The sequence below is a fragment of the Mesorhizobium sp. P2_E10 genome (assembly GCF_056404235.1).
This window is the reverse complement of the sequence record NZ_JBFUEK010000002.1, coordinates 856,212-882,365: the sequence shown is the minus strand read 5'-3', so window position 1 is coordinate 882,365 and position 26,154 is coordinate 856,212. Positions and strand designations below refer to the sequence as shown.

The window sequence follows — 26,154 nt, the reverse complement described above, 5'->3', positions numbered from 1 at the left end:
CCTCCAATCGGGTCGTGCAGGACTGGGGGACATATCTGCGAGACAACACCATGAGCACGACGATACTCGATCGGCTGATGCATCATTGCCATCTGCTTGAGTTCGATGGACGCAGCTATCGCCTCAAAGAGGCCGCTGAAGCCCTTGCTCGGGAAACAAAGTCAAACTAACAAGTCCACTTCTGTCCTGTCTTGCGGGTGGGGGATTTTGACTGACCCTACATGGAGGAATTTGAAGTGACCCGCGGGGAGCGCATAATCCCTAGTTGATTTCACCAGCGGGAGAGCGGATTCCCGTTAGCTGGAGACCATTGAAATTCGTCAGGGTGTTTAGCCATTTCGACCCATACATGGTCAGGTATTACATGCGGCCAAGCGAGCACGCTATGAGTGCCGGATTTCGACAACACCAGCTCCTTTTCAATGAGGCCTACAAACCGCGCCTCACCAAGCGGATAAGGGCGCCTAAAAAGAAGCCCGGTCGGGCCGGGCAATTGGGAGGTCTTGGGAACCCCGAAGGTAGGACGTAGAACTCCTTCGGCGCCAACAACCTTGCATTACATTATGACGCCTGCATGAAACCCACGGGTGGATAGCGGTGGCAGGAACGCGCGCTGGCGAGGCGCTTGAGACTCTTTAGCAAGCGCCGAAACAAAAGCCGGGTGGGATCGTTTTCAATCTGCCAGAAGACCCTAACTCTGGCCTGTCCAACTCCCGCTGGCTTCGGCCGGCGGGCTTTTTGCTCGCCGTCATGGTTCGACAAGGTGTTGCTAATATGCAGCACCGACAGCATCTCTGACCGCCGCGCCTGGAACCGCTTCCAACGGCTGCTCGTTGACGTCAAAATGAGAACGAACAATGCGAGGCGGCGAAGATGGACAAGCGACAAAACACTAGGATCGTTGAGATGTGTTGTCTCATAGCCGTTCCGGCATCAATGATTCTCACGATTGTACTAGCTCAAATGATCCTTGGCTGAGCCAACGCGTGGCTAAGGACCATGTCCGTTTTGCATATGCGTGGATGTACGGCGTCCAAGCTCGCAAGGACGGCAAGGCGCGAGACGTGCCCCAGTACTGGGACGAATATGCGGACGCGTGGCTGAAGGGCTTCGACGGGGAACCGATTGCCGACACGCCCAAGTCTGTCAGCGGTCAGCTGGAAGCGGAACTTGACGAAGCTGCGGTCAGCAAGCCGCCTCCGGGCGCTCGGCTTGGTTGACTGACCGACTCGGAGATTACGAGAAGCGGAAAGGCTGGACGCCGTGCCCGTGACAGGCAGGCGCCTTTGTGGCCGCTCAGTATTTGATTTTCCGTGACTCCCTCGGGCCTAGCCCATCCGACACATGTCTCGCGACGTCTTTGACCAAATGATGAATCGCGCTCGGCTCGTACTTTGCATATTCCATGAAGAATTCCATCGAGTGTGAGACCTGATAAATGGTGGCGACGTGCTTGACGAGCCGCACGATCGGGAGGAAGGCGAGCCATCGCTCGGCTGGACGAACCATGTCGACCAGCGTCTCGCTGGGAGAGTCGATGACACGGTATGGTTTGAGGACGGCGAGCTGGATGCCGGGGAGATGGCAGAGCAGCCGGACCACTACTGATCAACCGGCAAACTTGCCGCTTGCTTGATAGCCCGCTGCTTCGGTGGCGGGCTTTTTCATTGCTCAGCCCCTACGTCTCGACGCCGAGTTGCGGAACGCAAACGTCGTGATGTCGTCACGGGAAATCCCAATGTCGCTGAGCATGTCGTCTGGTGACACGCTCAACTCGTCCGTTGCCTTCAACAGCGCCTTCTGCTCGGCTCGATGACGGAGCCAATCGGCAAGGGGAACAATTGCGACAAGAGGGAGGTTCACAAGCATAGGAAGGTTCACAAGCATCGGAGTACTCCTTTCACCGCTGCAGGAAACTACACCCCGCTGCAAGCTTAGGTCCGATGCGTCGATGCGTCTGTGACAGAACTCACACACGGCCCGCTGCCTCACGGTGGCGGGCTTTTCATTTGGCGGTGGGGACTAGCGGGATTAGCGGCAAAACGCCGTCGCTTTCGAGTGTCAGCAGATGTGGTAAGGTTGATTGTCGGCGAGTAGCAGAGGCCCAGCAACAATGACTTTGAGGCGAACCAGAGCTTACGGCGCATCCGGCTTGGTTCTAGCGGTTTGCACTGTATTTGCTTGGCAGAACGCCACTGCCGCTCAAAATTGCGACGCAGCCGCGACGCCTGGCGTCAATTGGCAGGACTGTGACAAAAAGCTTCTCATCCTAAAAGGACAGGACCTGAGCGGAGCGAACCTGTTCGGTGTTGATTTCACTTCGACCGACCTCAGGAACAGCAATCTCCTTGCGGCAAATTTTGAGAAGGCAACGCTTGTGCGTGCTTCCCTGGCCGACTCGACCGCCAAAGGTGCCCGGTTCGACAAAATCGAGGCCTACAGGACCGACTTCAGCCGTATGGACGCGCAGGGCGCTGTGTTTGCGAGCGCGGAAGTGCAGCGCTCGAATTTCCAGGACGCCAATCTGACCAATGTTGATTTCACAAAGGCGGAATTGGGACGAGCGCAGTTCCATGACGCCGATATCAGCGGCAGCCGCTTTTCGTTTGCCAATCTCGCGCGGGCGGACTTCCGAGGAGCGACGTTCACCGCGCCGATAGACTTTGACCGCGCTTTTTTCTTTCTGACCCGTATCGAGGGCCTCGATCTTTCCAATTCGGCGGGTCTGTCCCAGTGGCAGCTCAACATGGCTTGCGGAGACGCCCGGACCGAGTTGCCTTCTGGCTTGACGAGGCCTGAAGATTGGCCCTGTCAATTCCAGCAGGAATAGTTGTCGGCAAGCCGCCTATGATGGCAAGGACGCCGAGGAAGACGAAGACAGCGAGCCGCAACCTAGGCGCTTCATCATCGGAAGTTCCAAGCCCGCTGCCTTACGGTGGCGGGCTTTTTCATGCTCAGCCCCTTCGTCTCGACGCCGAGCTGCGGAACCCAAACGTCGTGATGTCGTCACGGGAAATCCCGATGTCGCTGAGCATGTCGTCTGGTGACACGCTCAACTCGTCCGTTGCCTTCAACAGCGCCTTCTGCTCGGCTCGATGACGGAACCAATCGGCAAGGGGAACAACTGCGACAAGAGAAAGGTTCACAAGCATAGGAAGGTTCACAAGCATCGGAGTACTCCTTTCACCGCTGCAGGAAACTACACCCCGCTGCAAGCTTAGGTCCGATGCGTCGATGCGTCTGTGACAAAACTCAAAGACGCGTTGGTGGCGGGCTTTTTTAATGCGTGATCCAGCCTGCGGCGCGTCCAACTTCGATCAAGGCCATGGCCACCGTCGCCGCAGTCACCAGCGCAGCCATCCAGCGTTCAAAGTTGGCGAGCCGCCGCGCCGTGACGACCTGCTGCCCGTCCCAGTACAGTTCTCCGCTCTTTTCATGTATCCCCAGCAAGGTAAGGCCGCTGCTGCTGATGGCCTGTACTCCTGCCGGCCATTCTGCAGGTGACCGGTCTTTTGCGTGGCGGTCTTTTCGAATCTGCGCCCAATCGATCATTTGTCCGCCCTCGCCTGTTTTTGTTAGCCGTCTGTTAGCCCTGCAGAAATCCCGCAGCCTACTCGTTTTGGTAGCGAAACTTTATCGTATTGTTTTTCTTGGGGGATTTCTGGTGAGCGCGATGGGATTCGAACCCATGACCTACTGATTAAAAGTCAGTTGCTCTACCGGCTGAGCTACGCGCTCCCGCGGGCTCGAAAAGCTGCCCTCGAAATTGCGCGGAACATAGGGAGAGTGCCGCGACCGGTCAACCGGAAAAAGATGGCTCGCAAGCCGGGCTTTATTGCCGTCGCCTGAGATCTAGCGACCCGCTTCGGCGCAGGGGCTAAACGCCCAGTCCACCAGCAGTCGAAGTATGGCTTCCGTCCGAGATCGGATTGGAGAAACATTACAAATCAGTAACTTACCGTTTGCGCGGAACCATAGCATCGCCGGGCCGTTTCCTCCTCACAAGGGACGTCAACTACCCTTTCAAGGAGAAGATCATGAACAAGACCCTGTCGGGCTTGCTGGCGGCCACATTGTCAGTTTCGTTCGCGGCGACGGCTGTCATGCCTGCCGGCGCCGCCCAGATGTTCACGCCGCAGGCGCCTTCGGCGTCGTCCGATGTGCAGGCGGTCGATTACAAGCCGTGGATGAAGCATCGCAACTTCAACGGCAATCGAAATTTCTCTCGCAACAACAGTGACGTTTACTGGAACGGCCATCGCGGCTCGCGTGAATATCATCGCGGCTATCGTCGCCACGGCGATTTCTGGTTCCCGGCTGGTGCCTTCATCGCAGGTGCGCTGATCACCGGCGCGATCATCAACAACAACCAGAACCGCGTCCATCGAGGCGATGCGCATGTGGAGTGGTGCTATGACCACTACCGCTCCTACCGCGCATCGGACAACACCTTCCAGCCGAACTACGGTCCTCGGCAGGAGTGCAATTCGCCTTATTGAGTCTGGGCGGAGTTGAGCAGACGTTGATGAAGCCCGCGCCGGCGACGGCGCGGGCTTCATTGAGGCCGCGCGGCGCATGTCTCGACTGGTTGGAAACAATATCTCGGTTAGCTTGCCCAGCTGATGCTCTTGAAAATCAGATACAGCGCTCCGCCTTCCCCTCGCGGGGAACGGTAGGCTCCAAGGGCGTTGCAGATTCGAACCATTGCCCCGGTCAATTCCCAGCCGAGCGCTTCCAGGTCATTGTCCATATCCGTCACATAAGCCTGAGCCAGTTCGTCAATGCCGTTCTCCTCGCCGTAGGATCGAACCAGCTTTGCGTCGCTAAGGAACTCGCCAGGCAAGTTTGAGTTTGCCCAGGCCCATAGCCAGTTGCTGGCCTTGGCGCTGGTTGAGCCTGCAATCTGGATCTCGGCGACGACCTTGACTTCGCCTTCCTCTGAGAACAGGAGTTTTCCAGCCGTCAGGTCGTAGTCATAGCGGGGCCAACTGCCGAGGCGGAAATCCTTCTCAAGGCGCGCATTCTTGGTAGCCAGCTGTTCGACAGCCTCGTCCAGCCAATCAGGATACCAATCTGGCTTCATTCCCCTCACCCTAGCAATCACCTGATGGGTATTTGATAGCTATCTATTGCGTGCTCAGCGTTCTGCGCACCGCATCGCGCCAGCCTGCGAGCTTGGTGGACCGGACAGCAGCATCCATCTCCGGCTTGAACCGCCGCTCGAGCGCCCAGCTCCTGGCGAAGTCCTTTGCTTTTGGCCAGACACCCGCCTTCGAGCCAGCGAGCCACGCGGCACCGAGCGCGGTCGTCTCCAAAATGGTCGGACGGTCGACCGGCGCATCGAGGATGTCGGCCAGCCGCTGCATCGTCCAGTCCGAGGCCACCATGCCGCCATCGACCCTGAGCACAGTTTTCGCCGACGCGCCCTTCCAGTCCTTGCGCATGGCATCGAGCAGATCGCGGGTCTGATAGGCGACGGATTCGAGTGCGGCGCGGGCGAACTCCGCCGGGCCTGAATTGCGGGTCAGGCCGAAGATGGCGCCCCGCGCCTCGGCGTCCCAGTGCGGTGCACCGAGCCCGACGAAGGCCGGCACCAGATAGACTGCTTGAGTCGGGTCGGCGGTCGCCGCCAGCACGCCGCTCTGCTCGGCCTTGCCGATCACCTTGATGCCGTCGCGCAGCCACTGCACGGCAGCGCCGGCGATGAAGATCGAGCCTTCCAGCGCATAGGTGGTCTTGCCGTTCAGCCGGTAGGCGATGGTGGTCAGCAGCCGGTTCTTCGAACGCACCAGATCGCTGCCGGTGTTGAGCAGGGCGAAGCAGCCGGTACCATAGGTCGATTTCATCATGCCCGGCTCAAAGCAGGCCTGGCCGATGGTCGCGGCATGCTGGTCGCCGGCGACGCCAAGAATCCGGATCTCGGCGCCGAAAAGGCTTTTCTCCGTCACGCCATAGTCGTCGGCGCAATCCTTCACCTCAGGCAGCATCTTTGCCGGGATGTTGAGGATGGCCAGCAGTTCGTCGTCCCAGACATTCTTTTCGATGTTGTAGACAAGCGTGCGCGAGGCGTTGGTGGCGTCTGTGGCGTGCACCTTGCCGCCGGTCAGCCGCCAGATCAGAAAACTGTCGATGGTGCCGGCCAAAAGCTCGCCCTTCTCGGCGCGTTTCCTGGCACCTTTCACCTTGTCGAGCACCCAGGCGATCTTGGTGCCGGAGAAATAGGGGTCGAGCAGCAGGCCGGTCTTTTTGGTGAATGTCTTTTCCAGCCCTTGCTTCTTCAGCTTCTGGCACAGCGGCGCCGTGCGCCGGTCCTGCCAGACGATGGCGTTGTGGATTGGCTTGCCGGTCGCCTTGTCCCAGATGACGACGGTTTCGCGCTGATTGGTGATGCCGATCGCGGCGACATCCGAGGCGTCGCAGCCGGCATTCTTCAGCGCGGTCTTCACCGTCGTCACGACGCTCGACCAGATCTCTTCCGGGTCATGCTCGACCCAGCCGGAGGCCGGATAGTGCTGGGTGAATTCCTTCTGCCCGCTGCCCACGACCTTCATCGTGTCGTCGAACAGGATCGCCCGGCTCGATGTCGTGCCCTGGTCGATGGCTAGGATGTATCCGGTCATTCTGCCTCCCACTTAAAGCGCGTCGCGTTGAAACGGCAACGCGAGGCACTTTAAGTCTTTGTTTTTGTGCATGTCGTTGTCCAAAACCGCTGCGCACTTTTGCGCGACATGCATTAGTCTTTTACACAAACAGGGGAGACGGCAAGATGCCGCCTCCCCCCGATTGTTGCGATGCGGGCGCGAACGCCCGCATCAAATGGTCTTACTTCTGCCAGCTCTTCACCAGTTCGTCGTAGTTGATGGTGATCGGCTTTTCCTTCTCGTTCTCGATCTTGAGCTGAGGAGCGAGATTGCCCTTGGCGACCGCGTCGGCGTTCCAGAAAGCAAGATCATGCTCTTCGGCCATCTTCGGGCCGATATCGCCCTGGACGCCCGACTTCTCGATACGGCTCATGACCTTTTCCTGTTCGCCGCAGAGCGAGTCCATCGCCTCCTGCGCCGTCTTGGCGCCCGACGACGCATCGCCGATCGCCTGCCACCAAAGCTGTGCCAGCTTCGGATAATCAGGCACGTTGGTGCCGGTCGGCGACCACTGGATACGGGCCGGCGAACGGTAGAACTCGATCAGGCCGCCGAGCTTCGGTGCACGCTCGGTGAAGCTCTTGTCGTCGATCGTGCTCTGCCGGATGAAGGTCAAGCCGACATGGCTCTTCTTCACGTCGACGGTCTTCGAGGTCACGAACTGCGCATAGAGCCATGCGGCCTTGGCGCGGTCGGTCGGCGTCGACTTCATCAGTGTCCAGGAACCCACGTCCTGATAGCCGAGCTTCATGCCGTCCTTCCAGTAGACGCCATGCGGTGACGGGGCCATGCGCCATTTCGGCGTGCCGTCGTCGTTCAGCACTGCCTTGGCGCCGGCATCGACCATCGAAGCGGTGAAGGCGGTGTACCAGAAGATCTGCTGGGCAACCGCGCCCTGAGCCGGAACCGGTCCCGATTCAGAGAAGGTCATGCCCTGGGCTTCGGCCGGTGCGTAGGCCTTCAGCCAGTCGAGATATTTCTGGATCGAGTAGACGGCGGCCGGGCCATTGGTGTCGCCGCCACGCGCGGTGCAGGAACCGACCGGTCGCGAATTCTCGTCGACCTTGATGCCCCATTCGTCGACAGGCAGACCGTTCGGCAGGCCCTTGTCGCCATTGCCGGCCATGGACAGCCAGGCGTCGGTGAACCGCCAGCCGAGCGACGGATCCTTCTTGCCGTAGTCCATGTGACCATAGACCTTCTTGCCGTCTATCTCGCGGCCGGTGAAGAATTCGGCGATGTCCTCATAGGCCGACCAATTGACCGGCACGCCGAGATCGTAGCCGTACTTGGCCTTGAAGTCGGCCTTGTTCTTCTCGTCGTTGAACCAGTCGTACCGGAACCAGTAGAGGTTGGCGAACTGCTGGTCGGGAAGCTGATAGAGCTTCTTGTCGGGCGCCGTGGTGAACGAGGTGCCGATGAAGTCCTTCAGGTCGAGGTTCGGGTTGGTGACGTCCTTGCCCTCGCCCGCCATCCAGTCGGTCAAGTTGCGCACCTGCTGGTAGCGCCAGTGGGTGCCGATCAGGTCGGAATCGTTGACCCAGCCGTCATAGAGGTTCTGTCCGGTCTGCATCTGGGTCTGGATCTTCTCGACGACGTCGCCTTCCTGGATGACGTCATGCGTGACCTTGATGCCGGTGATGGCGGTAAAGGCCGGCGCCAGCACCTGCGATTCATACTGGTGGGTGGCGATGGTTTCGGACACGACCTTGATGTCCATGCCGGCGAAGGGTTTCGCAGCATCGATGAACCATTGCATTTCGGCTTCCTGGCCGGCGCGGTCGAGCGTCGACAGCGGGCCGATCTCCTTGTCCAGGAACGCTTTGGCCTCGTCCATTCCGGCGTAGGCATTGCCAATTCCGAGCAACAGGACAAGGGCAGTCGTTGATGTTAAAAATTGCCGTCGCATTTCGTTTCCTCCACTTTACAGGTTTCAAGTGCGATCTGGAGCGGCCGCCGGCACGCGGTCGCTCCAACAGTTTCCCCCTCTATACGTAGCGGAACACGCCAATGGCGTAGACCACGGAGAGAGCGAGAGCCCACCACAGGTTGGATCCGACAAGACCCAACCAAGCGAGATGGATAAAGGCGCTGCCAAGCAGCGAAAGGAAAAGGCGGTCGCCGCGCGTCGTTTCAAAGCGCAGCACGCCAACGCGTGGATTGCCGCCCGGCGAGGCATATTCCCAGACCGCCATGCCGCACAGCAGCAGAAAGATGGTGCCGAAAAAGGCCGCCGTCGGCCACGTCCATGCCATCCAGGAGAGGTCGAAGTTCATGGTCACACCCTCCCCAGGGCAAAGCCCTTGGCGATATAGTTGCGGACAAACCAGATGACGAGCGCGCCGGGGATCAGCGTCAGCACACCGGCGGCGGCGAGCAGGCCCCAATCCATGCCGGCGGCCGAAACCGTGCGGGTCATGGTGGCGGCGATCGGCTTGGCGTCGGTGGTGGTCAGCGTGCGGGCGATCAAAAGTTCGACCCATGAGAACATGAAGCAGAAGAAACAGGCGACGCCGATGCCGCTGGCGATCAGCGGCATGAAGATCCTGACGAAGAAGCGCGGGAACGAATAGCCGTCGATATAGGCGGTCTCGTCGATTTCCTTCGGCACGCCCGACATGAAGCCTTCGAGGATCCACACCGCCAGCGGCACGTTGAACAGGCAATGCGCCAGTGCCACCGCAATGTGCGTGTCGATCAGGCCGAAGGCCGAGTAGAGCTGGAAGAACGGCAGCGCAAACACCGCCGGCGGCGCCATGCGGTTGGTCAAGAGCCAGAAGAACAAATGCTTGTCGCCGAGGAAGCGATAGCGTGAGAACGCGTAGGCCGCCGGCAGTGCTGCGGCCACCGAAATCACCATGTTCATCACCACATAGGTGATCGAGTTGATGTAGCCCGAATACCAGGACGCATCGGTGAAGATTGTGACGTAGTTGGCGATCGTCGGTGCGTGCGGATAGAGCGTCAGCGAGGAAACGATCTCGCCATTGGTCTTGAAGCTCATGTTGATGAGCCAGTAGATCGGCAGCAAGAGCACGATGATGTAGACCGTCGGCACGATCCACCACCAGCGCGATTCCTCGCCGCGCCGGCGCATCAGCCGCGCGATCTGGTCCTGCGACATGGCGCTGGCCAGTGCTTCCGAAGCCGTCGTTTCGCTCACTCTGTCCTGCCTAGTGGTTCTTTCATTGGCGCCGCTCATCTCAGCGCTCCGCGTCGTAGTTGGTCATCACTGTGTAAAACACCCATGACAGCAGAAGGACGATGAGGAAGTAGACCAGCGACATGGCCGCGGCCGGACCGAGATCGAACTGGCCGAGCGCAGTCTTGACGAGGTCGATCGACAGGAACGTCGTCGAGTTGCCGGGACCGCCGCCGGTGACGACGAAGGGCTCGGTGTAGATCATGAAGCTGTCCATGAAGCGCAGCAGCACGGCGATCAAAAGCACGCGGTTCATCTTCGGCAGCTGGATGTAGCGGAACACCGCCCAGCGCGAGGCGCCGTCGATCTTGGCGGCCTGGTAGAAGGCATCCGGAATGGAAACCAGGCCGGCATAGCAGAGCAGCACGACGAGGCTGGTCCAGTGCCAGACATCCATGACGATGACGGTGACCCAGGCGTCGAACGGATCCTGCACGTAGTTGTAGTCGATGCCGAGCGCATTGACGTAGTAGCCGAGCAGGCCGATGTCGTTGCGCCCGAAAACCTGCCAGATGGTGCCGACGACATTCCACGGGATCAGCAGCGGCAGCGCCATCAGCACCAGGCAGACCGGCACACCCCAGCCCTTCTTGGGCATATTGAGCGCGATGAAGATGCCGAGCGGCACTTCGATGGCCAGGATGATGAAGGAGAAGATCAGGTTGCGGACCATCGCTTCCCAGAAGCGGCTGGAAGAGAGCAGTTCCTCGAACCACTCCGTGCCGGCCCAGAAGAAGACGTTGTTGCCGAACGTGTCCTGCACCGAATAGTTGACGACCGTCATCAGCGGGATGACCGCCGAGAACGCCACCAGCACCAGCACCGGCAGCACAAGGAACCAGGCCTTGTTGTTCCAGGTCTTGTCCATCTATGCCCCCATCTCGACGCGCCAGGAATCGGCATAGATGTTGATGCCGGCCGGGTCGAAGCGCACTTTTGGATCGGCAGGCACCGTCTCGTCCTCGCCGATCACCGCCGCGATCTCGCGGCCTTCCAGATTGGCGCGGACCACCTTGTGGCGGCCGAGATCCTCGACCTTGCTGATCGAGACAGCCATGCCCTGGCTACCCAGCCGCACATATTCGGGGCGGATGCCGAGCTCGATGGCGCCGCTGCCGGTGCTGCCAGTAGAAGTCTTGGGCGCGCCCGGCAGGTCGATGCGCTGCGAGCCGAGTTTCGCCGTCTTGCCGTCGATGGCCACCGGCATGACGTTCATGCCCGGCGAGCCGATGAAATAGCCGACGAAGGTGTGGCGCGGGCGCTCGAACAGTTCGGCTGGCGTACCGATCTGCACGATCTCGCCGTCATACATGACGACGACCCGGTCGGCGAAGGTCAGCGCCTCGGTCTGGTCGTGCGTGACATAGACCATGGTGTAACCGAAGCGGCGGTGCAGCTGCTTCAGCTGCGAGCGCAGCACCCACTTCATATGCGGATCGATGACGGTCAGTGGCTCATCGAACAGGATTGCGTTGACGTCCGCGCGCACCAGCCCGCGGCCGAGCGAAATCTTCTGCTTCTGGTCGGCGGTCAGACCGCGCGCCTTCTTCTTCGCCCATGAGGCGAGATCGATCATCTCCAGCGTCTCGCGCACCTTGCGGTCGACGTCGGCTTCCGGCACGCCGCGGTTGCGCAGCGGGAAGGCCAGATTGTCGTAGACGGTCATGGTGTCGTAGATGACCGGAAACTGGAACACCTGCGCGATGTTGCGTTCCTGCGTCGACAGGTTGGTCACGTCCTTGCCGTTGAACAGCAACTGGCCGTGCGAGGGATGCAGCAATCCCGAGATGATGTTGAGAAGCGTGGTCTTGCCGCAGCCCGAGGGGCCGAGCAGCGCATAGGCGCCACCGTCCTCGAAAGTGTGATGCACTTCCTTGAGCGCAAAATCGGCATCCTTCTGCGGGTTCGGCAGGTAGGAATGACGGATGTGGTTGACGTCGATGCGCGCCATCGTTTTCTCCTAAGCCGCCAGCTTCGACGCGGTCACGGCGCGGCCGTGCTCGTCGAAAACCATGATGTGGCGCGGATCGATGAACACCTCGACCACCTCGTCGGGCTCGAAATGCCTAATGCCATGGGTCAGCATGACCCAGCGCGCATCGGCAAAGTCGAGATGGATGAAGCTTTCCGACCCGGTGATCTCGGTGATCGTGACCTTTGCCCGCACCGGCACGGCAGCCGCATTGGGCCGCTCGAGCGACAAATGATGCGGCTGAAAGCCGATCGTGTAGATGGCATCGGCAATGCCGGCGAGTTCGGCGGGCACCGGCAGGTTGACGCCACCCTCGAGCAGGAAATCGCGGCCCTTCTTGGCCAGCACGATGGTGTTGAGCGGTGGATCGGAAAACGTCCTTGCGGTCACCAGATCGGCCGGCTTGCGGAACACTTCGATGGTCGGGCCGAACTGGGTGATCTTGCCTTGTGAAAGCGTCGCCGTGTTGCCGCCGAGCAGCAAGGCTTCGTGCGGCTCGGTCGTGGCGTAGACGAAGATGGTGCCGGCGGCGGCAAAAATCTTCGGCAGTTCGGCGCGCAATTCCTCGCGCAGCTTGTAATCGAGATTGGCGAGCGGCTCGTCGAGCAGCACCAGGCTGGCGTTCTTGACGATGGCGCGGGCAAGCGCGGTGCGCTGCTGTTGGCCGCCGGAGAGGCTGAGCGGCGTGCGGTCGAGATAGGGCGTCAGCTTGAGCAGGTTTGCAGCATTGCGGACTTCCTTGTCGATCTTTGCCTGATCGGTGCCGGCCACGCGCAGCGGCGAGGCGATGTTCTCGTAGACCGTCATCGCCGGATAATTGATGAACTGCTGGTAGACCATGGCGATCTTGCGCTTCTGCACCGGCACGCCAGTGACATCCTGGCCATCGAACCAGATCGAGCCGGAGGTCGGCACGTCGAGGCCGGCCATCAGCCGCATCAGGCTGGTCTTGCCGGAGAGCGTCGGTCCGAGAAGAACGTTGAGCGAGCCGTGCTGAAGCGTCAGCGAGACATCGCGGATATGCTCCGACGCGCCGACCGTCTTCGTCACGTTTCTCAGTTCCAGCATGATGCCTCCTCCCAGGCTTTCATCAGTCGGCCATCCCTATTCGGCAGCGGCGACATGGCGTCGGCTTATTCCACGCATGAATTCGTCAAGTGCTGCAGCCTGCTCACGGCTGAGATGCAGGCCGCGCTTGGTGCGGCGCCACAATACATCTTCGGCGATGACCGCCCATTCGTTTTGAACGAGGTAGCGCACCTCGGCTTCGTAAAGATCAGCGCCAAAGTTGCGGCCAAGATCGGCATTCGACTTGGCGAGGCCCAGCAGCATCCTGGCGCGGGTGCCGTAGAGCCGGGTCAGCCGGCGCGCGAGCCGCGCGTCAAGGAACGGATAGGCTGACTTCAGTTTGGCCACTTCGGCGTCGAAACCGGTGGCCGGAAAATCGCCGCCCGGCAGCGGCGCGTTGGCCGTCCACGGCTTGCCGCGCCTGCCGAGAAAACCTTCGATCTTTTCCAGCATCGATTCCGACAGCCGGCGATAGGTGGTGATCTTGCCGCCAAAGGCGTTGACGATGGGAGCGGCGCCCTCGCCGCCATCGGCCTTCAGCACATAGTCGCGGGTCGCTTCCTGCGCTTTCGAGGCGCCGTCATCATAGAGCGGGCGCACGGCTGAGTAGGTCCAGACGATGTCCGAACGCTTGACGGCTTGCGCGAAATATTCGCTCGCCGCAGCGCACAGATAATCGATTTCGGTGTCGCTGATTTTCACGTCATGCGGGTCGCCGGGATAGTCCCGGTCGGTGGTACCGATCAGGGTGAACTCTTCCTCGTAAGGAATGGCGAAGATGATGCGCCCATCCTTGTTCTGGAAGAAATAGGCGCGCGGGTCATCGAACTTCTTGGCGATGACGATGTGACTGCCCTGGACGAGGCGGACATTGTGCACGTCGTTCAAACCGACGGTGGCGGACAGGACATGGTCGACCCACGGACCGGCGGCATTGACCAGCAACCGGGCCTTGACCTCTTCGGCCTCGCCAGTCTGGACGTTCTCAAGCTTGATCGCCCACAGGTCACCCTCGCGGCGAGCGCCAACGACTTTCGTTCGGGTTCGGATTGTTGCGCCACGATCGGCGGCATCGCGGGCGTTCAACGCCACCAGCCGTGCGTCGTTGACCCAGCCATCCGAATATTCGAAAGCCTTTGTGAACAAGGGCTTCAACGGCTTGCCGGCCGGATCCTTGGCCATGTCCAGCGTCCTGGTCGCAGGCAGCAATTTGCGACCGCCAATGTGATCGTAGAGGAAAAGACCGAGCCGGATCAGCCAGGCCGGACGCAGGCCCTTGGCGTAGGGCAGCACGAAACGCATCGGCCAGATGATGTGCGGCGCGTTCCGCCACAGAACCTCGCGCTCCATCAGCGCTTCGCGCACCAGACGGAACTCGTAGAATTCGAGATAGCGCAGGCCGCCATGGATCAATTTGGTGGAGCCGGAGGAGGTTCCGCTGGCCAGATCGTTCATTTCGGCAAGGAAGACCGAAAAGCCGCGCCCGACGGCGTCGCGGGCAATGCCGCAGCCGTTGATACCGCCACCGATGACGAAAATGTCATGGATCGGGGATGCGTCCACAAAATCCTCCCGCGATTTCGCATTGCAGCATTTTTAGGTTTTTACGAAACCGTATCGGGATTATTTCGAAATGAGAACGAATGTCAAACGAAAAGTCACAGGCCCGTGATCGGAGTTCTCGGGGCCTCTAGCCAAGCGACGTCTCGATCAGCTGAACCTCCGCCTCCTCGCAGATTTTGCGCACCGACGGGATGTCGCAACGGTCGGTGATGAAGGTGTTGACCTGTGACAAATGGCCGATGCGAACCGGCGCCGTGCGTTCGAACTTGGTCTGGTCGGAAACCAGGATGACATGCCTGGCATTGGCGATGATGGCTTGCGCCACCTTGACCTCGCGAAAATCGAAATCGAGCAGCGCACCGTCATGATCGATCGCCGAGGCTCCGATCACTGCGTAATCGACCTTGAACTGCCGGATGAAATCGACCGCCGCCTCGCCGACCACACCGCCGTCGGAGCCACGGACGACACCGCCGGCGATCACCACTTCGATCGAAGGATATATGCGCATCCTATTGGCAACATTGATGTTATTGGTGATGACCATCAGGCCGCTGTGATCAAGCAGCGCCTTGCTGACTGACTCCGTCGTGGTGCCGATGTTGATGAACAGAGAGGCGTTGTCGGGGATCAGCCTAGCCGCCGCGCGGCCGATCGCCTCCTTCTCCTCGGCGGCGATCTTGCGTCTTGCCTCATACTCCATGTTCTCGATGCCGGACGGGAACAGCGCCCCGCCATGGATGCGCGAAAGCAGCCGCTGGTCGCACAGATCGTTGAGATCCTTGCGGATGGTCTGCGGCGTCACGTTGAAATGCGTGGCCAGGTCGTCAACCAGCACGCGGCCATGGTCCTTGGCCATCTGGATGATTTCGGCATGCCGCGGCGACAGATACATTGAGGAGCCTCCCGTTTTCGTTTTTCTTGTCTATAGCGTAAAACGAAAGCGATGAAAAGGCATGAGCCGGCTAATGAAAATCACATGATTGCAAAGGCAAACCCCGGTGCAACTCAAAAAGGGGCTGAATCAGGCCAGGCCGCGTGCAATTTCGGTGACGACTTCGAAAGCCGCATCGACATCCGCCGCGGTCGTCTCGAATTGTCCGACCTGAAAGCGGATCGCTACCCGCCCCTCCACCCTAGTCTGGGTCAGGTAGATGCGGCCATCGTCATTGATCGCGTTGACCAGGCGAAGGTTGTGTTCGTCGGGATCGACGCCCGTGGCGGCCCTGTGGCGGAACGAAAAGAGGGACAGCATCGGCTCGGATACGATCTCGAAATCCGCCTCCTTTGCCAGCCGCGCGGCAAGCCCTTCGCTCCAGGCGACATGGTTGCGGATCATCAGGCGCAGGCCTTCCAGCCCATGGGCGCGCAGCAGGAACCACAGTTTCAGGGCGCGGAAGCGCCGGCCGAGCGGCACCGTCCATTCGGAATAATTGATGATGCCGTCATGGCCGTGGGTTTTCAGATAGTCCGGCTTGATGGCCAGCGTCCTGACGTGGCTCTCGGGATCGCGCAGGAACTGGATCGAGCAGTCGAACTGCGCCCCCAGCCATTTGTGCGGGTTGAAGACGATCGAATCAGCGTTTTCGACGCCGGTCCAGAAATGCCGGTATTCCGGGCAGATCATCGCCGACCCGGCCCAGGCGGCATCGACATGCAGATAGAGTCCATGCCGCTTCGCCACGTCGGCGACGGTAGCGATATCATCTGTGCCGCCGGTGCTGGTGCCGCCGACACAGGCGATGATACCGGCCGGCAGCATGCCGGCCTCCCGGTCGGCGACGATTGCCGCCTCGAGCGCTGCGGTATCCATGGCGCGGAAGCGGCCGGCAACCGGAATGCGGACGAGGTTCTCCTCGCCGATGCCGGACACCCAGATCGCCCGGTCGATCGAGGTGTGAACCTGGTCGGAGGAATAGATGCGCAGCCTCGCCTGCCCGCTCAGGCCCCTTTTATTGCCCTGCCAGTCGAGCGCGCGCTCGCGCATGGTCAGCACGGCGGCCAGTGTCGCCGAAGACGCCGAATCCTGGATGACGCCGGAGAATCCATCCGGCAGACCGAGCGCCTGGCGCATCCAATCAACAGTGCGTGTCTCGAGTTCTGTCGCCGCAGGCGAGGTCTGCCACAGCATGCATTGCGCGGCCATCGCCGAGACCAGATATTCGGCCACCACCGAGACGGGTGCGGCATTGGCCGGGAAATAGGCGAAGAAGCGCGGATGCTGCCAGTGCGTCATTCCTGGCACAATTTTCTCCTCGAAATCGGCGAAGATCCGCTCCATCGGCTCGGCCGCCTCAGGCGGCGAAACCTCTATGCTTCTGAAGATGTCTCCCGGGTTGACGAATGGCCGCACCGGCCGTTCGCGCAGCGTGTTGCGGTACTCGGCGCCCCAATCGGCGGCGCGCCGCGACCATTGCCGGAAATCATCATTGTTCATGGCATCCTCCCGGAATCCGACCGGACACAGCCGACCAAGGCGCAAGCGCCATCATTCATTTGCTTAGCATGAAATATGTTCGGGCCATCGGCTGTCGAACCGGGAAGCGGCCTATCCCGGAAAATCGGGCAGGCTGGCAAAGGCAGCTTTCAGCGCGCTCGACCAGCCATCCGAGATGGTCCGATAGTACTGATCGTCCTGGCCGATCCGCTTCTTCAGGCTGACCTTGAAGGCGTCCTTCTCGTAGAACAAAAGATCGAGCGGCAGGCCGACCGACAGGTTCGACTTCAGCGTCGAGTCGAACGACACCAGCAGCAGCTTAACCGTTTCGGCCAGGCTCATCGTCTTTTCATAGGCGCGGATGATGATCGGCTTGCCGTATTTGGTCTCGCCGATCTGGAAGAACGGCGTGTCGTCGGTCGATTCGATGAAATTGCCTTCGGGGTAGATCATGAACAGGCGCGGCGCGCTGCCCTTGATCTGGCCGCCAAGAATGAACGAGGCATTGAAGTAGGAATCCGCCTTCTCGCCCGCCGGCGACGAACTGGCGATGACTTCCTTGACGGTATCGCCGACCAACCGCACCGTCTGGTACATTGAGGGCGTTTCCAACAGCGTGGCATGGCGATCCGCCACTGCCTTGGTGCGCTCGTCAAGCAGGCTAACCACGGCTTGCGTCGTCGCCAGGTTGCCGGCCGACATCAGCACGATGACGCGCTCGCCCGGTTCCTCCCAGATATGCATCTTCTTGAAGGTGGAGATCGAATCCATGCCGGCATTGGTGCGCGTGTCCGACATGAACACGAGCCCGCGATCGATCTTCAGGCCGACACAATAGGTCATGGAATCTCTTTTGGCAGCAATCTTGCCGGAAACTACTGCTCTACCGTGACCGTGACCGCAAGCTGTTCTTCCGCCTGTCCCAGTCGAATTCCCGATACGGGCGTGGCATCTCGGTAATCGCGGCCCGTTGCCACCTTTACATAGCGTTCGTCAGGCGAGATGCCATTGGCGACATCGAAGGCGACCCAGCCGAGGCCGGAAACATGCGCCTCGCTCCAGGCATGGCTGGCCGCCTGCTGGACCGTCGCATCCATCATCAGATAGCCGCTGACATAGCGGGCCGGGAAACCCATGGCGCGCGCGGCGGCGGCAAAGATATGGCTGTGGTCCTGGCAGACGCCGGTCTTCAGCGCCAGGGCCTCCTCGGCCGGCGTCGCCGCATTGGTGGTGCCCGGCGTGTAGGCGACGCGCTCGGAGATGATGGCCATCAGCCGGTGCAGTCTTTCGATATCGGTGCCCTTGCCGACCGATGCGGCAAGCTCGCGAATGCCGCTGCCGATCACCGTCAACGGTGTTTCATGACCATACAGCCAGAGCGGCGTAAAACCCTGATGCGGCCCGGAGACGCCTGCCGTGTCGCGCGTCACCACCTCGCCCGATGCTTCGACGGTGATGAAGTCGCGCTCGCCTTCGACGCTCAACAGCCTTGTGTCATTGCCGAAATGATCGACGAAGCGCACCTCTTCGCGCGCACCTTCGGTCTTCAATGCCCAGGACAAAACCGTCTGCGTCGAGCCGCTGACCGGCAACAGCCGCAGCCGCTGCAGCAGATATTGCACCGGCGCATCGTAGCGGTATTCGGTCCGGTGGGTGATCTTCAGCCGCATAGCTTATCTTCCGTTTTGAGCATGACCTTGTCCGAAAACCGGTTCCCACTTTTAGGGGTCATGCTCAATTAAACCGGTAATCCTGTGCGATCTCGTCGCCGAGCCTGGTGTTTTCTTGAATGAACCTGGCCAGGAATTCGTGCAGCCCGGTGTCGAATATGTCCTTGATCGACCCTGCCCTCAGCATGGCCTGGGTCTTCTCCGCCGTCGTGTGGCAGGCATGGCGCTCGCCATAGTCGTCGCCGAGGAATTTTAGGTGCTCGGCCAGAAAACGATAGCAGAACATCAGCGAGCGCGGCATGCGCACATTGAGGATCAGATAGTCGGCGATGTTGGTCGGCTTGTAGTCCGCCTCGTAGACCCAGCGGTAGGACCGGTGCGCCGACACCGAACGCAGGATCGATTCCCACTGATAATTGTCGAGCGTCGAACCGACCCAGGAAATTGACGGCAACAGCACGTAGTATTTGACGTCGAGGATGCGCGCCGTGTTGTCGGCGCGCTCGACATAGGTGCCGAGCTGCGAGAAATCGAAGATCTCGTTGCGAAGCATGGTGCCGTAGAACGAGCCGCGGATCAGCGCCGTCTCGCGCTTGATGGCGTCGAGTACGGTGGGCAGGTCGCGTTCGTCGATCGGCTTGGCCAGCATCCGCTTCAGCGACATCCAGGCCTCGTTGATGCTTTCCCAGGTCTCGCGGGTCAGCGCTGTGCGCACCATGCGGGCATTGTTGCGGGCCGTCTCGATCGCCGCCATCGTGCTCGACGGGTTCGAGGTGTCGCGCAAAAGGAAATCGGCGACGTTGGCGGCGGTATAATCCTGGTATTTCTGGGTGAAGGCGACGTCCGAGCCGGCACTGAGCAGCACCGAGTTCCACTCTTCCGAGGCGCTTTGGGTGCGGGTCAGCGCCATGCGCAGACCGGCATCGACAAGCCGAGCCATGTTTTCTGCCCGCTCGATGTAGCGGTTCATCCAGTAAAGCCCGTTGGCGGTACGGCCGAGAAGCATGTCAATTTGCCTCGATGAGCGAGTAGCGAATAGGGAGTAGCGAATAGGGAAAAAAGTGACTCATGATTTTTGTTGCAGACTCCTGATCATCGAACGCAGCATTTTCCCGATCTCATCGGCTTGGCCAAGCAAACGCACCACCTCCACCTCAACCATCAATCCTACTTTTCCAGACAAGATCAGGTGTGTTTCCAACTCTTTCAGAGACCCCTGCGCCACGCGAAGAAATTGAATGAATGACCCTGTGTTTTCTCTCCCGTGTCCTTCGGCGATGTTCGCCGCTATCGATACGGACGACCGCCGCATCTGAGAGGTCATCCCGTAGACTTCGCTGCTCGGAAAGGCCTTCGTCACCGAATAGCAGTCTACGGCCAACTCAACCGCCGCCTTCCAAACAATCAGGTCCCTGTAAGAATTGATCGTCGTCTGACTGCCCCCTTTTCCTTCTTTTTCCCTATTCGCTACTCCCTATTCGCTATTCGCTCTAATCATCGAGCACCCACGTATCCTTCGTCCCGCCGCCTTGCGAGGAATTGACGACGAGCGAACCCTCCTTGAGGGCGACACGGGTCAGCCCGCCGGGCACGATCTGGATGCGGTCGGAAACCAGCACATAGGGCCTGAGATCGACGTGGCGCGGCGCCAGGCCCTTGTCGGTCAGGATCGGACAGGTAGACAGCGCCAGCGTCGGCTGGGCGATGTAGTTGGACGGTTTTGCCGCGAGTTTCTTGGAGAAATCCTCGCATTCCTTCTTGGTCGCTGCCGGCCCGACCAGCATGCCGTAGCCGCCGGAGCCGTGGACTTCCTTGATCACCAGCTCGTCGATGTGCTCGAGCACGTATTTCAGGCTGTCCGGTTCCGAACAGCGCCAGGTCGGGATGTTGCCGAGGATCGCCTTGCGGCCGGTGTAGAATTCGACGATCTCGGGCATGTAGGAATAGATCGCCTTGTCGTCGGCAATGCCGGTGCCCGGCGCGTTGGCGATGGTGATGTTGCCGGCGCGGTAGACGTCCATGATGCCGGGAACACCAAGAGCGGAGTCGGGGCGGAAGGTCAGCGGATCGAGGAACGAATCGTCGACGCGGCGGTAAAGCACGTCGATCTGCTTGTAGCCTTCGGTCGTGCGCATCGCGACATGGCCGTCGACGACGCGCAGATCCTGCCCTTCGACCAATTGCACGCCCATCTGGTCGGCAAGGAAGGCGTGCTCGAAATAGGCGGAGTTGAAGCTGCCCGGGGTCAACACGGCAATCGTCGGCGTGCCCTTGGTGCTTTGTGGCCTGACCGCCGCCAGCGACTGGCGCAGCAGCTGCGGATAGTTCTCCACCGGGCGAACCTTGATCTGCTGGAACAGCTCGGGGAAAAGCTGCATCATCGTCTCGCGGTTCTCCAGCATGTAGGAGACGCCCGACGGTGTGCGCGCATTGTCCTCCAGCACGTAGAATTCGTTCTCCGAGATGCGGACGATGTCGACGCCGATGATGTGGGTGTAGACGCCGGCGGGCGGGCGCACGCCGATCATCTCGGGCAGGAACGCCTCGTTCTTGGCGATCAGTTCCTTCGGCACGCGGCCGGCGCGCAGGATTTCCTGGCGATGGTAGATGTCGTCGAGAAAGGCGTTCAGCGCCTGCACGCGTTGCTCGATGCCTTGCGTCAGCCGCCGCCATTCGTTGCCTGAGATGATGCGGGGAACGATGTCGAAGGGAATCAGCCGCTCGGAGGCTTCCTGTTCGCCATAGACGGCAAAGGTAATGCCGGTCTTGCGGAAGACGCGCTCGGCATCCTGCATTTTTTCGGTAAGCCTGGCCGGATCCTGCTCCTTCAGCCAGCGGTCATATGCCGTATACGGTTTTCTCAATCCGGAAACTTCCGGAAGCATTTCATCGAACGCTGCCAATCGCATACTCCCCTGTGACGCCATTTCACTGGCGTCGCCGGAGAAAATCAAGCGCAATCGGTAATTTGGAAGATGCCGGCGACCAGTATGTCACAACTGCCTAAAATTAAGGCAGCCGCAATATGCCTCTAGTCAGGCTTTGCCTCGTGCCCGGGCACGTGCTGGATGGGGGTTAGAACGCTCGGAAGGTGACGACGGTAAACGTGTCCTTGATCCCGGGTAGAATCTGCACCTTCTCGTTGACGAAGTGGCCGATGTCCTCTTCGTCGTCGACGTAGAATTTGGCGAGCAGATCGTAATTGCCGGCGGTCGAGTAGATTTCCGACGCGATCTCGGCGTCGGCCAAAGCGCTGGCAACGTCATAGGCTTTGCCCAGATCGCACTTTATCTGCACAAAAAACGCCTTCATTGACCGGCCCTGCTCAAGCTTCCACGTACAAGCGGCCCTTGTGGCAGACTGCCGCCCGGCTTTCAAGCATCAGGCCCGGCTTTCAAGCATCAGGGCTAGAGCTCAGGCGGCCCGCGCCCTGGCGACGGCCTGTTTCATTTCAGCCACCGGCATGCCGCGCCGGAACAGCCTGCCGCCGATGACCAGCGCCGGAGTGCCTTGCAACTTGAAGGCGCTCGCCTGGGCATCGGTGCGCGAGAGAGCCGCGTCGATGTCGGGTTCGCGGGCAGCGAGACCGGCGCGGATCATAGCGACATCGACGCCGACAGAAGCCAGGATGTCATTGGTGCGGCGTTCGGAAAGGCCGCGCTCATTGGTCATCAGAGCTTCCACCGCCGCGGCATAGCGGTCACCGGTCAAAAGCGCCATGCGCGCCGCGTCACGCGAGGTGTCGCCGAAGATCGGCCAATCCTTCATCACCAGCCTGATGCCGCTGTCCTGCTCCATCAATTTCTTCAGTTCGACAAAGGCGAGTTTGCAGATCGGGCACTGATAGTCGACGAATTCGGCGATGGTGACATCGCCATCGGGATTGCCAAGGGCTGGAATGATCGGATCGAACGCCACTTCGGTGACAGTCGGCGCCGCGCTTGCCCAGGCCGGCAAGGGGGCCACAACGGCCAGGCTGGCGACGCCCGTCAGCAAAAGACGCCGGTCGATCGGCTGTCCAAACATTGTTCGTCCCTTGATTGCGCGAACAGGCCCCACCCGACTGACGATGCGCGCCTCGCCTTAAAGGGGGGTTAAGCGCAATTGTGTGGCATCTGCGTGGCGAATGTTGGCGCTCGCTGAAACCGTGAAGCACTGCCAAGCGTATGGTATGATGTGTCTTCGGACAGCGATTTTCTTGCAGCGATTCCTCTAGGGGACAACGGAGGCTGGCCATGCGCCGCGCGCTATTTGCATTCGCAGTCGTTCCATTGCTTTTCCTGTCGTCCCTTTTGGTGTCCGGGGCATTTGCCGGCGATGCCGAAATCAAGGCGGCGCAGACGGTCATCGACGGCCAGCTGAAGGCCTTCATCGCCAACGACGGGGCTGCGGCCTACAGCTTTGCCGCACCGAATGTGAAGCGCATCTTTCCGACCGTAGAAACGTTCATGAGCATGGTGACCAACGGCTATCCGCCGGTGCGCAAGCCGCAAAACTATTCCTTCGGCAAGGTGCAGCAGACCGGCCCGACCTCAATTGTCCAGCAGGTGCTGATCGTCGGTCCGGACGGCAAGGACTATGAGGCCGTCTACACGCTCGAGCAGCAGCCCGACGGCAGTTTTCAGATCACCGGCTGCAGCCTGCGCGCGTCGAATTCGTTGAGCACCTGAGAGCTATACAACCGGAATATCGCCCCTCGCCCAACCCTCGGAAATCTCGGCTGTACGGGCTTCGAACGCGCCGGCTTCAATCGCGGCGCGAATGTCCTGCATCAGCTTCTGATAGTAGGACAGATTGTTCCAGGTCAGGAGCATCGCCCCCAGCGCCTCTTGCGAGCGCACCAGATGGTGCAGGTAAGCGCGCGAATAGTCCCGCGCCGCAGGGCAGTCGCTTTCCTCGTCCAGCGGACGCGGATCGTCAGCATGGCGGGCGTTGCGCAGATTGACCTTGCCACGCCTGGTGTAGGCAAGGCCGTGGCGGCCGGCGCGGGTCGGCATGACGCAGTCGAACATGTCGATGCCGCGCGCCACCGACTTCACGATATCGTCCGGCGTGCCGACGCCCATGAGGTAGCGCGGCTTGTTATCAGGCAGTTCCGGGCAGGTGATTTCAAGCATGTCCAGCATCACCGCTTGCGGCTCGCCGACGGCCAGCCCGCCGACCGCATAGCCTTTCAGCTCCATCGCCTTCAGCGCCTGCGCCGAGCGCAGCCGTAGGTCCGGCACATCGCCGCCCTGGACGATGCCGAACATTGCTTTGCCGGGCTGGTCGCCGAAGGCCGTCTTGCAGCGCTCGGCCCAGCGCAACGACAATTCCATGGCGCGCTCGATTTCCTTGCGTTCGGCCGGCAGCGCCGTGCACTCGTCGAGCTGCATCTGGATGTCGGAATCGAGTAGCCCCTGAATCTCGATCGAGCGCTCCGGCGACATCTCGTAGGCGGCGCCGTCGATATGCGAGCGGAAGGTGACGCCCTTTTCCGTCAGCTTCCGCAGCTTCGACAGCGACATCACCTGAAAACCACCGCTGTCGGTGAGGATCGGGTGCGGCCAGTGGGCGAACTCATGCAGGCCGCCGAGCCGCGCCACGCGCTCGGCGCCGGGCCGCAGCATCAGATGATAGGTATTCCCCAGTATGATGTCGGCGCCGACACCGCGCACCTGGTCCATATACATGGTCTTGACGGTGCCGCCGGTGCCGACCGGCATGAAAGCCGGCGTGCGGATTTCGCCGCGCGGCATGGTGATCGCGCCGCGTCGCGCCTTGCCGTCGGTCGCCAGAACCTTGAAGGTAAACGCCTCAGCCATTGAATTCCTTGTCGAATACCGGCGCCCCCGGCGCCTGCTCGTCGAGCGACTGCCGGTAGCGGATGCAGCCGCGCATGAACTTTTCCCAGGGTGGCACGGCGATCGCCGGCTCGGTCTTTTCCGGCAAAAGGCTCCACAGATCGGGATGATGCCAGCAAAGATCGTGGCCTGATGTGTCGCGGTGGCCGCGAATGCCGGCGCGCAGCCTCTTTACCTCCGCGATCAAGGCCTCGCGGTCCAGACCATCGAGATCATCGTCCATCGTTCACCTCCCTGACCAGAAGACTGGCGTCGCCGTAGGAGTAGAATCTGTAGCTGCTATCGATGGCATGCGCATAGGCCGCGCGCATCGTTTCGAGGCCGCTAAAGGCCGAAACCAGCATGAACAGCGTCGAGCGCGGCAGATGGAAATTGGTCATCAGCACGTCGGCAGTTTTGAAACGGTAGCCGGGCGTGATGAAAATGTCGGTCGGGCCGGACCATGCGGCGAGCGTGCCGTCGGCGCGCGCCGCACTTTCCAGCAGGCGCAGCGAGGTCGTGCCGACGGCGATGATGCGTCCGCCCCTTGCCTTTGCTGCGTTGAGCGCATCAGCGGTTTCCTGGGCGACCGAGCCGGTCTCGGCATGCATCTTGTGGTCAGCGGTGTCGTCGACCTTCACCGGCAGAAAGGTGCCGGCGCCGACATGCAAGGTGACGAAGCGGCGCTCGACGCCTTTGGCGTCAAGCGCGGCAAACAGCTCAGGCGTGAAATGCAGGCCGGCGGTCGGAGCGGCAACGGCGCCCTCTTCGCGGGCATAGATGGTCTGGTAGTCGCTGCGGTCGCGTTCGTCGTCGTCGCGTTTCGAGGCGATGTAGGGCGGCAGCGGGATGTGGCCGACGGCGTGCAGCGCCTCATCGAGGAAGGCGCCGGACAGATCGAAGCCGAGCAGCGCCTCGCCGCCCTCGCCTTTCTCTATCACCGTGGCATCGAGCTGGCCGAGGAAACAGGAATTGCCGTCATGGCCGAAATGGATGCGGTCGCCGGCGGCGATACGCTTGCCCGGCCGCATGAAGGCCAGCCAGCGGTCGGGCGCGATCCGCATATGCAGCGTGGCTTCGACCTGCGCTGCCGCTTCGCCGCGCCGCCTGATGCCTTTCAATTGCGCCGGAATAACCTTGGTGTCGTTGAAGACCAGCACGTCTCCGGCCCGCAGCAAAGACGGCAACTCGCGCACCGTGCGGTCCTCAAGCCCCTCGCCCGGCCTGACCACCAGCATCTTGGCGCTGTCGCGCGGCTCCGCCGGGCGCAACGCGATGCGATCGTCGGGCAAGTCGAAGTCGAAGAGGTCGACGCGCATCAGTAGAGCCGGACGAGCAGCGCTCCGGCCAAGAGCAGCACCGCGCCGGCGACGCGGCCGAGCGAAATTTCGCGCACCGCGACGCCGAGGAAGCCGACGCGGTCGATCAGCATGCCGGCCAAGAGCTGGCCGGCAACCAGGAACGCCATCAGCGCGGCAGCACCGATGCGCGGCGTGAGGATTGTCGACAGCGTGACGTAGAAGCCGCCGAGCATGCCGCCGGCGACGAACAGCCAGGGCGCCGGCGCCTTCCAGTCGAGCGAAATCCCTTGCAGCTTGACCGCCGCGACGGAGATGATGCCGAGCACGATGGCGCCCGACAGGAAGGAGAACGCCGCGGCGGCGACCGGGAGCCCCAGGCCGCGCGCCAGCTGCGAGTTGATCGGCGCCTGAATGGCGATGAAGGCGCCGGACAGGATGCCGAGCAGCGACCAGACTGCGCCCATCATCGTCGTTTCGC

General features: G+C 60.9%; 31 protein-coding genes and 1 tRNA gene. 5 read left to right on the top strand and 27 right to left on the bottom strand.

Annotation, left to right across the window (positions count from 1 at the left end):
* The coding region (locus AC1D0N_RS09090; RefSeq protein ID WP_477243127.1) for an ATP-binding protein at window positions 1-170 on the top strand (170 nt) is incomplete at its 5' end.
* An 816-nt stretch (window positions 171-986) separates the two neighbouring features.
* Window positions 987-1,220 carry a hypothetical protein gene (locus tag AC1D0N_RS09085; RefSeq protein WP_477243081.1) on the top strand — a complete coding sequence of 78 codons (234 nt, stop codon included), beginning with the start codon at window positions 987-989 and terminating at the stop codon, window positions 1,218-1,220.
* Window positions 1,221-1,296: 76 nt separating this feature from the next.
* On the opposite strand, the gene AC1D0N_RS09080 is transcribed toward AC1D0N_RS09085, so the two are convergent.
* Window positions 1,297-1,602 (bottom strand): hypothetical protein, encoded by a 306-nt coding sequence (locus AC1D0N_RS09080; RefSeq protein ID WP_477243080.1) that lies wholly within the window; start codon window positions 1,600-1,602, stop codon window positions 1,297-1,299.
* A gap of 69 nt (window positions 1,603-1,671) precedes the next feature.
* On the bottom strand, window positions 1,672-1,887 hold the full coding sequence (locus tag AC1D0N_RS09075) for a hypothetical protein (protein WP_477243079.1): 216 nt from the start codon (window positions 1,885-1,887) through the stop codon (window positions 1,672-1,674).
* Window positions 1,888-2,113: 226 nt separating this feature from the next.
* Here AC1D0N_RS09075 and AC1D0N_RS09070 point away from each other — a divergent pair, with 226 nt between their 5' ends.
* On the top strand, window positions 2,114-2,830 hold the full coding sequence (locus tag AC1D0N_RS09070) for a pentapeptide repeat-containing protein (RefSeq protein ID WP_477243078.1): 717 nt from the start codon (window positions 2,114-2,116) through the stop codon (window positions 2,828-2,830).
* Between the two features lie 124 nt (window positions 2,831-2,954).
* Here AC1D0N_RS09070 and AC1D0N_RS09065 read toward each other — a convergent pair whose 3' ends face one another.
* From AC1D0N_RS09065 to AC1D0N_RS09055, 3 genes are all read right to left on the bottom strand, one after another.
* A complete protein-coding gene (locus AC1D0N_RS09065) occupies window positions 2,955-3,170 on the bottom strand; it encodes a hypothetical protein (protein ID WP_477243077.1) in 216 nt (71 codons plus the stop codon).
* 109 nt (window positions 3,171-3,279) lie between these two features.
* Window positions 3,280-3,552: a hypothetical protein gene (locus AC1D0N_RS09060; protein ID WP_477243076.1), complete on the bottom strand. Its 273-nt coding sequence runs from the start codon at window positions 3,550-3,552 to the stop codon at window positions 3,280-3,282.
* 110 nt (window positions 3,553-3,662) lie between these two features.
* Window positions 3,663-3,738 (bottom strand) — tRNA-Lys (locus AC1D0N_RS09055).
* A 299-nt stretch (window positions 3,739-4,037) separates the two neighbouring features.
* Between AC1D0N_RS09055 and AC1D0N_RS09050 the strand changes: the two genes are divergently transcribed.
* Window positions 4,038-4,499, top strand: a complete 462-nt coding sequence (locus AC1D0N_RS09050; RefSeq protein ID WP_477243126.1) for a BA14K family protein — start codon at window positions 4,038-4,040, stop codon at window positions 4,497-4,499.
* A gap of 107 nt (window positions 4,500-4,606) precedes the next feature.
* On the opposite strand, the gene AC1D0N_RS09045 is transcribed toward AC1D0N_RS09050, so the two are convergent.
* The 18 genes from AC1D0N_RS09045 to AC1D0N_RS08960 form a co-directional block, all read right to left on the bottom strand.
* Window positions 4,607-5,083, bottom strand: a complete 477-nt coding sequence (locus AC1D0N_RS09045) for a DUF6882 domain-containing protein (protein ID WP_477243075.1) — start codon at window positions 5,081-5,083, stop codon at window positions 4,607-4,609.
* 43 nt (window positions 5,084-5,126) lie between these two features.
* Window positions 5,127-6,620: a glycerol kinase GlpK gene (glpK, locus tag AC1D0N_RS09040; protein WP_477243074.1), complete on the bottom strand. Its 1,494-nt coding sequence runs from the start codon at window positions 6,618-6,620 to the stop codon at window positions 5,127-5,129.
* A 202-nt stretch (window positions 6,621-6,822) separates the two neighbouring features.
* A complete protein-coding gene (locus AC1D0N_RS09035; RefSeq protein ID WP_477243073.1) occupies window positions 6,823-8,550 on the bottom strand; it encodes an ABC transporter substrate-binding protein in 1,728 nt (575 codons plus the stop codon).
* Window positions 8,551-8,629: 79 nt separating this feature from the next.
* On the bottom strand, window positions 8,630-8,917 hold the full coding sequence (locus AC1D0N_RS09030; RefSeq protein WP_477243072.1) for a DUF2160 domain-containing protein: 288 nt from the start codon (window positions 8,915-8,917) through the stop codon (window positions 8,630-8,632).
* Between the two features lie 2 nt (window positions 8,918-8,919).
* Window positions 8,920-9,843 (bottom strand): carbohydrate ABC transporter permease, encoded by a 924-nt coding sequence (locus AC1D0N_RS09025; protein WP_477243071.1) that lies wholly within the window; start codon window positions 9,841-9,843, stop codon window positions 8,920-8,922.
* A gap of 1 nt (window position 9,844) precedes the next feature.
* A complete protein-coding gene (locus AC1D0N_RS09020; RefSeq protein WP_477243070.1) occupies window positions 9,845-10,711 on the bottom strand; it encodes a carbohydrate ABC transporter permease in 867 nt (288 codons plus the stop codon).
* Window positions 10,712-11,794, bottom strand: coding sequence for an ABC transporter ATP-binding protein (locus AC1D0N_RS09015; RefSeq protein ID WP_477243069.1), 1,083 nt, complete (start codon window positions 11,792-11,794; stop codon window positions 10,712-10,714).
* Window positions 11,795-11,803: 9 nt separating this feature from the next.
* Window positions 11,804-12,883 (bottom strand): ABC transporter ATP-binding protein, encoded by a 1,080-nt coding sequence (locus tag AC1D0N_RS09010; RefSeq protein ID WP_477243068.1) that lies wholly within the window; start codon window positions 12,881-12,883, stop codon window positions 11,804-11,806.
* 36 nt (window positions 12,884-12,919) lie between these two features.
* Window positions 12,920-14,446, bottom strand: a complete 1,527-nt coding sequence (gene glpD / locus AC1D0N_RS09005; protein WP_477243067.1) for a glycerol-3-phosphate dehydrogenase — start codon at window positions 14,444-14,446, stop codon at window positions 12,920-12,922.
* Window positions 14,447-14,573: 127 nt separating this feature from the next.
* Window positions 14,574-15,341, bottom strand: a complete 768-nt coding sequence (locus AC1D0N_RS09000; RefSeq protein WP_477243066.1) for a DeoR/GlpR family DNA-binding transcription regulator — start codon at window positions 15,339-15,341, stop codon at window positions 14,574-14,576.
* Between the two features lie 129 nt (window positions 15,342-15,470).
* Window positions 15,471-16,883 carry a pyridoxal phosphate-dependent decarboxylase family protein gene (locus AC1D0N_RS08995; protein ID WP_477243065.1) on the bottom strand — a complete coding sequence of 471 codons (1,413 nt, stop codon included), beginning with the start codon at window positions 16,881-16,883 and terminating at the stop codon, window positions 15,471-15,473.
* 111 nt (window positions 16,884-16,994) lie between these two features.
* Window positions 16,995-17,726 (bottom strand): proteasome-type protease, encoded by a 732-nt coding sequence (locus tag AC1D0N_RS08990; protein WP_477243064.1) that lies wholly within the window; start codon window positions 17,724-17,726, stop codon window positions 16,995-16,997.
* 32 nt (window positions 17,727-17,758) lie between these two features.
* Window positions 17,759-18,553, bottom strand: a complete 795-nt coding sequence (locus tag AC1D0N_RS08985; RefSeq protein ID WP_477243063.1) for a transglutaminase family protein — start codon at window positions 18,551-18,553, stop codon at window positions 17,759-17,761.
* Window positions 18,554-18,617: 64 nt separating this feature from the next.
* Window positions 18,618-19,559 carry an alpha-E domain-containing protein gene (locus AC1D0N_RS08980; RefSeq protein WP_477243062.1) on the bottom strand — a complete coding sequence of 314 codons (942 nt, stop codon included), beginning with the start codon at window positions 19,557-19,559 and terminating at the stop codon, window positions 18,618-18,620.
* Between the two features lie 60 nt (window positions 19,560-19,619).
* Window positions 19,620-19,979 (bottom strand): four helix bundle protein, encoded by a 360-nt coding sequence (locus AC1D0N_RS08975; RefSeq protein ID WP_477243125.1) that lies wholly within the window; start codon window positions 19,977-19,979, stop codon window positions 19,620-19,622.
* A gap of 64 nt (window positions 19,980-20,043) precedes the next feature.
* A complete protein-coding gene (locus AC1D0N_RS08970; protein WP_477243061.1) occupies window positions 20,044-21,456 on the bottom strand; it encodes a circularly permuted type 2 ATP-grasp protein in 1,413 nt (470 codons plus the stop codon).
* A gap of 172 nt (window positions 21,457-21,628) precedes the next feature.
* Window positions 21,629-21,865 (bottom strand): Lrp/AsnC ligand binding domain-containing protein, encoded by a 237-nt coding sequence (locus AC1D0N_RS08965; RefSeq protein WP_023674883.1) that lies wholly within the window; start codon window positions 21,863-21,865, stop codon window positions 21,629-21,631.
* Window positions 21,866-21,967: 102 nt separating this feature from the next.
* Entirely contained in the window at window positions 21,968-22,579 is a 612-nt protein-coding gene (locus AC1D0N_RS08960) for a DsbA family protein (RefSeq protein WP_477243060.1), read from the bottom strand.
* A 209-nt stretch (window positions 22,580-22,788) separates the two neighbouring features.
* Between AC1D0N_RS08960 and AC1D0N_RS08955 the strand changes: the two genes are divergently transcribed.
* Window positions 22,789-23,223 (top strand): DUF4864 domain-containing protein, encoded by a 435-nt coding sequence (locus tag AC1D0N_RS08955; protein WP_477243059.1) that lies wholly within the window; start codon window positions 22,789-22,791, stop codon window positions 23,221-23,223.
* Between the two features lie 3 nt (window positions 23,224-23,226).
* Here the strand turns inward: AC1D0N_RS08955 and tgt are convergent, their stop codons facing one another.
* From tgt to AC1D0N_RS08935, 4 genes are read right to left on the bottom strand one after another with little or no spacing between them, the layout of a single operon-like run.
* A complete protein-coding gene (gene tgt / locus AC1D0N_RS08950) occupies window positions 23,227-24,357 on the bottom strand; it encodes a tRNA guanosine(34) transglycosylase Tgt (protein WP_477243058.1) in 1,131 nt (376 codons plus the stop codon).
* Window positions 24,350-24,619, bottom strand: a complete 270-nt coding sequence (locus tag AC1D0N_RS08945) for a hypothetical protein (protein ID WP_477243057.1) — start codon at window positions 24,617-24,619, stop codon at window positions 24,350-24,352. Before AC1D0N_RS08945 ends, tgt begins: the two co-directional genes overlap by 8 nt.
* On the bottom strand, window positions 24,609-25,694 hold the full coding sequence (queA, locus tag AC1D0N_RS08940; RefSeq protein WP_477243056.1) for a tRNA preQ1(34) S-adenosylmethionine ribosyltransferase-isomerase QueA: 1,086 nt from the start codon (window positions 25,692-25,694) through the stop codon (window positions 24,609-24,611). The genes AC1D0N_RS08945 and queA overlap by 11 nt, the downstream gene beginning before the upstream one ends.
* On the bottom strand, window positions 25,694-26,143 hold the full coding sequence (locus tag AC1D0N_RS08935) for a DMT family transporter (protein ID WP_477243055.1): 450 nt from the start codon (window positions 26,141-26,143) through the stop codon (window positions 25,694-25,696). The genes queA and AC1D0N_RS08935 overlap by 1 nt, the downstream gene beginning before the upstream one ends.
* Window positions 26,144-26,154: the final 11 nt, after the last annotated feature.

What these genes read in the sequence shown, in the direction of transcription:
- AC1D0N_RS09070 (WP_477243078.1), top strand. Translation starts at nt 2,114, where the DNA reads ATGACTTTGAGGCGAACCAGAGCTTACGGCGCATCCGGCTTGGTTCTA.
- AC1D0N_RS08935 (WP_477243055.1), bottom strand. Translation starts at nt 26,143, where the DNA reads ATGATGGGCGCAGTCTGGTCGCTGCTCGGCATCCTGTCCGGCGCCTTC.
- AC1D0N_RS09065 (WP_477243077.1), bottom strand. Translation starts at nt 3,170, where the DNA reads ATGCTTGTGAACCTTCCTATGCTTGTGAACCTTTCTCTTGTCGCAGTT.
- AC1D0N_RS08985 (WP_477243063.1), bottom strand. Translation starts at nt 18,553, where the DNA reads ATGCGGCTGAAGATCACCCACCGGACCGAATACCGCTACGATGCGCCG.
- AC1D0N_RS08945 (WP_477243057.1), bottom strand. Translation starts at nt 24,619, where the DNA reads ATGGACGATGATCTCGATGGTCTGGACCGCGAGGCCTTGATCGCGGAG.
- AC1D0N_RS08990 (WP_477243064.1), bottom strand. Translation starts at nt 17,726, where the DNA reads ATGACCTATTGTGTCGGCCTGAAGATCGATCGCGGGCTCGTGTTCATG.
- AC1D0N_RS09020 (WP_477243070.1), bottom strand. Translation starts at nt 10,711, where the DNA reads ATGGACAAGACCTGGAACAACAAGGCCTGGTTCCTTGTGCTGCCGGTG.
- AC1D0N_RS09015 (WP_477243069.1), bottom strand. Translation starts at nt 11,794, where the DNA reads ATGGCGCGCATCGACGTCAACCACATCCGTCATTCCTACCTGCCGAAC.
- AC1D0N_RS08965 (WP_023674883.1), bottom strand. Translation starts at nt 21,865, where the DNA reads ATGAAGGCGTTTTTTGTGCAGATAAAGTGCGATCTGGGCAAAGCCTAT.
- AC1D0N_RS08955 (WP_477243059.1), top strand. Translation starts at nt 22,789, where the DNA reads ATGCGCCGCGCGCTATTTGCATTCGCAGTCGTTCCATTGCTTTTCCTG.
- AC1D0N_RS09060 (WP_477243076.1), bottom strand. Translation starts at nt 3,552, where the DNA reads ATGATCGATTGGGCGCAGATTCGAAAAGACCGCCACGCAAAAGACCGG.
- AC1D0N_RS09030 (WP_477243072.1), bottom strand. Translation starts at nt 8,917, where the DNA reads ATGAACTTCGACCTCTCCTGGATGGCATGGACGTGGCCGACGGCGGCC.
- AC1D0N_RS09010 (WP_477243068.1), bottom strand. Translation starts at nt 12,883, where the DNA reads ATGCTGGAACTGAGAAACGTGACGAAGACGGTCGGCGCGTCGGAGCAT.
- AC1D0N_RS09050 (WP_477243126.1), top strand. Translation starts at nt 4,038, where the DNA reads ATGAACAAGACCCTGTCGGGCTTGCTGGCGGCCACATTGTCAGTTTCG.
- AC1D0N_RS09045 (WP_477243075.1), bottom strand. Translation starts at nt 5,083, where the DNA reads ATGAAGCCAGATTGGTATCCTGATTGGCTGGACGAGGCTGTCGAACAG.
- AC1D0N_RS08960 (WP_477243060.1), bottom strand. Translation starts at nt 22,579, where the DNA reads ATGTTTGGACAGCCGATCGACCGGCGTCTTTTGCTGACGGGCGTCGCC.
- AC1D0N_RS09025 (WP_477243071.1), bottom strand. Translation starts at nt 9,843, where the DNA reads ATGAGCGGCGCCAATGAAAGAACCACTAGGCAGGACAGAGTGAGCGAA.
- queA (WP_477243056.1), bottom strand. Translation starts at nt 25,694, where the DNA reads ATGCGCGTCGACCTCTTCGACTTCGACTTGCCCGACGATCGCATCGCG.
- tgt (WP_477243058.1), bottom strand. Translation starts at nt 24,357, where the DNA reads ATGGCTGAGGCGTTTACCTTCAAGGTTCTGGCGACCGACGGCAAGGCG.
- AC1D0N_RS08995 (WP_477243065.1), bottom strand. Translation starts at nt 16,883, where the DNA reads ATGAACAATGATGATTTCCGGCAATGGTCGCGGCGCGCCGCCGATTGG.
- AC1D0N_RS09000 (WP_477243066.1), bottom strand. Translation starts at nt 15,341, where the DNA reads ATGTATCTGTCGCCGCGGCATGCCGAAATCATCCAGATGGCCAAGGAC.
- glpK (WP_477243074.1), bottom strand. Translation starts at nt 6,620, where the DNA reads ATGACCGGATACATCCTAGCCATCGACCAGGGCACGACATCGAGCCGG.
- AC1D0N_RS08980 (WP_477243062.1), bottom strand. Translation starts at nt 19,559, where the DNA reads ATGCTTCTCGGCCGTACCGCCAACGGGCTTTACTGGATGAACCGCTAC.
- AC1D0N_RS09035 (WP_477243073.1), bottom strand. Translation starts at nt 8,550, where the DNA reads ATGCGACGGCAATTTTTAACATCAACGACTGCCCTTGTCCTGTTGCTC.
- AC1D0N_RS09075 (WP_477243079.1), bottom strand. Translation starts at nt 1,887, where the DNA reads ATGCTTGTGAACCTTCCTATGCTTGTGAACCTCCCTCTTGTCGCAATT.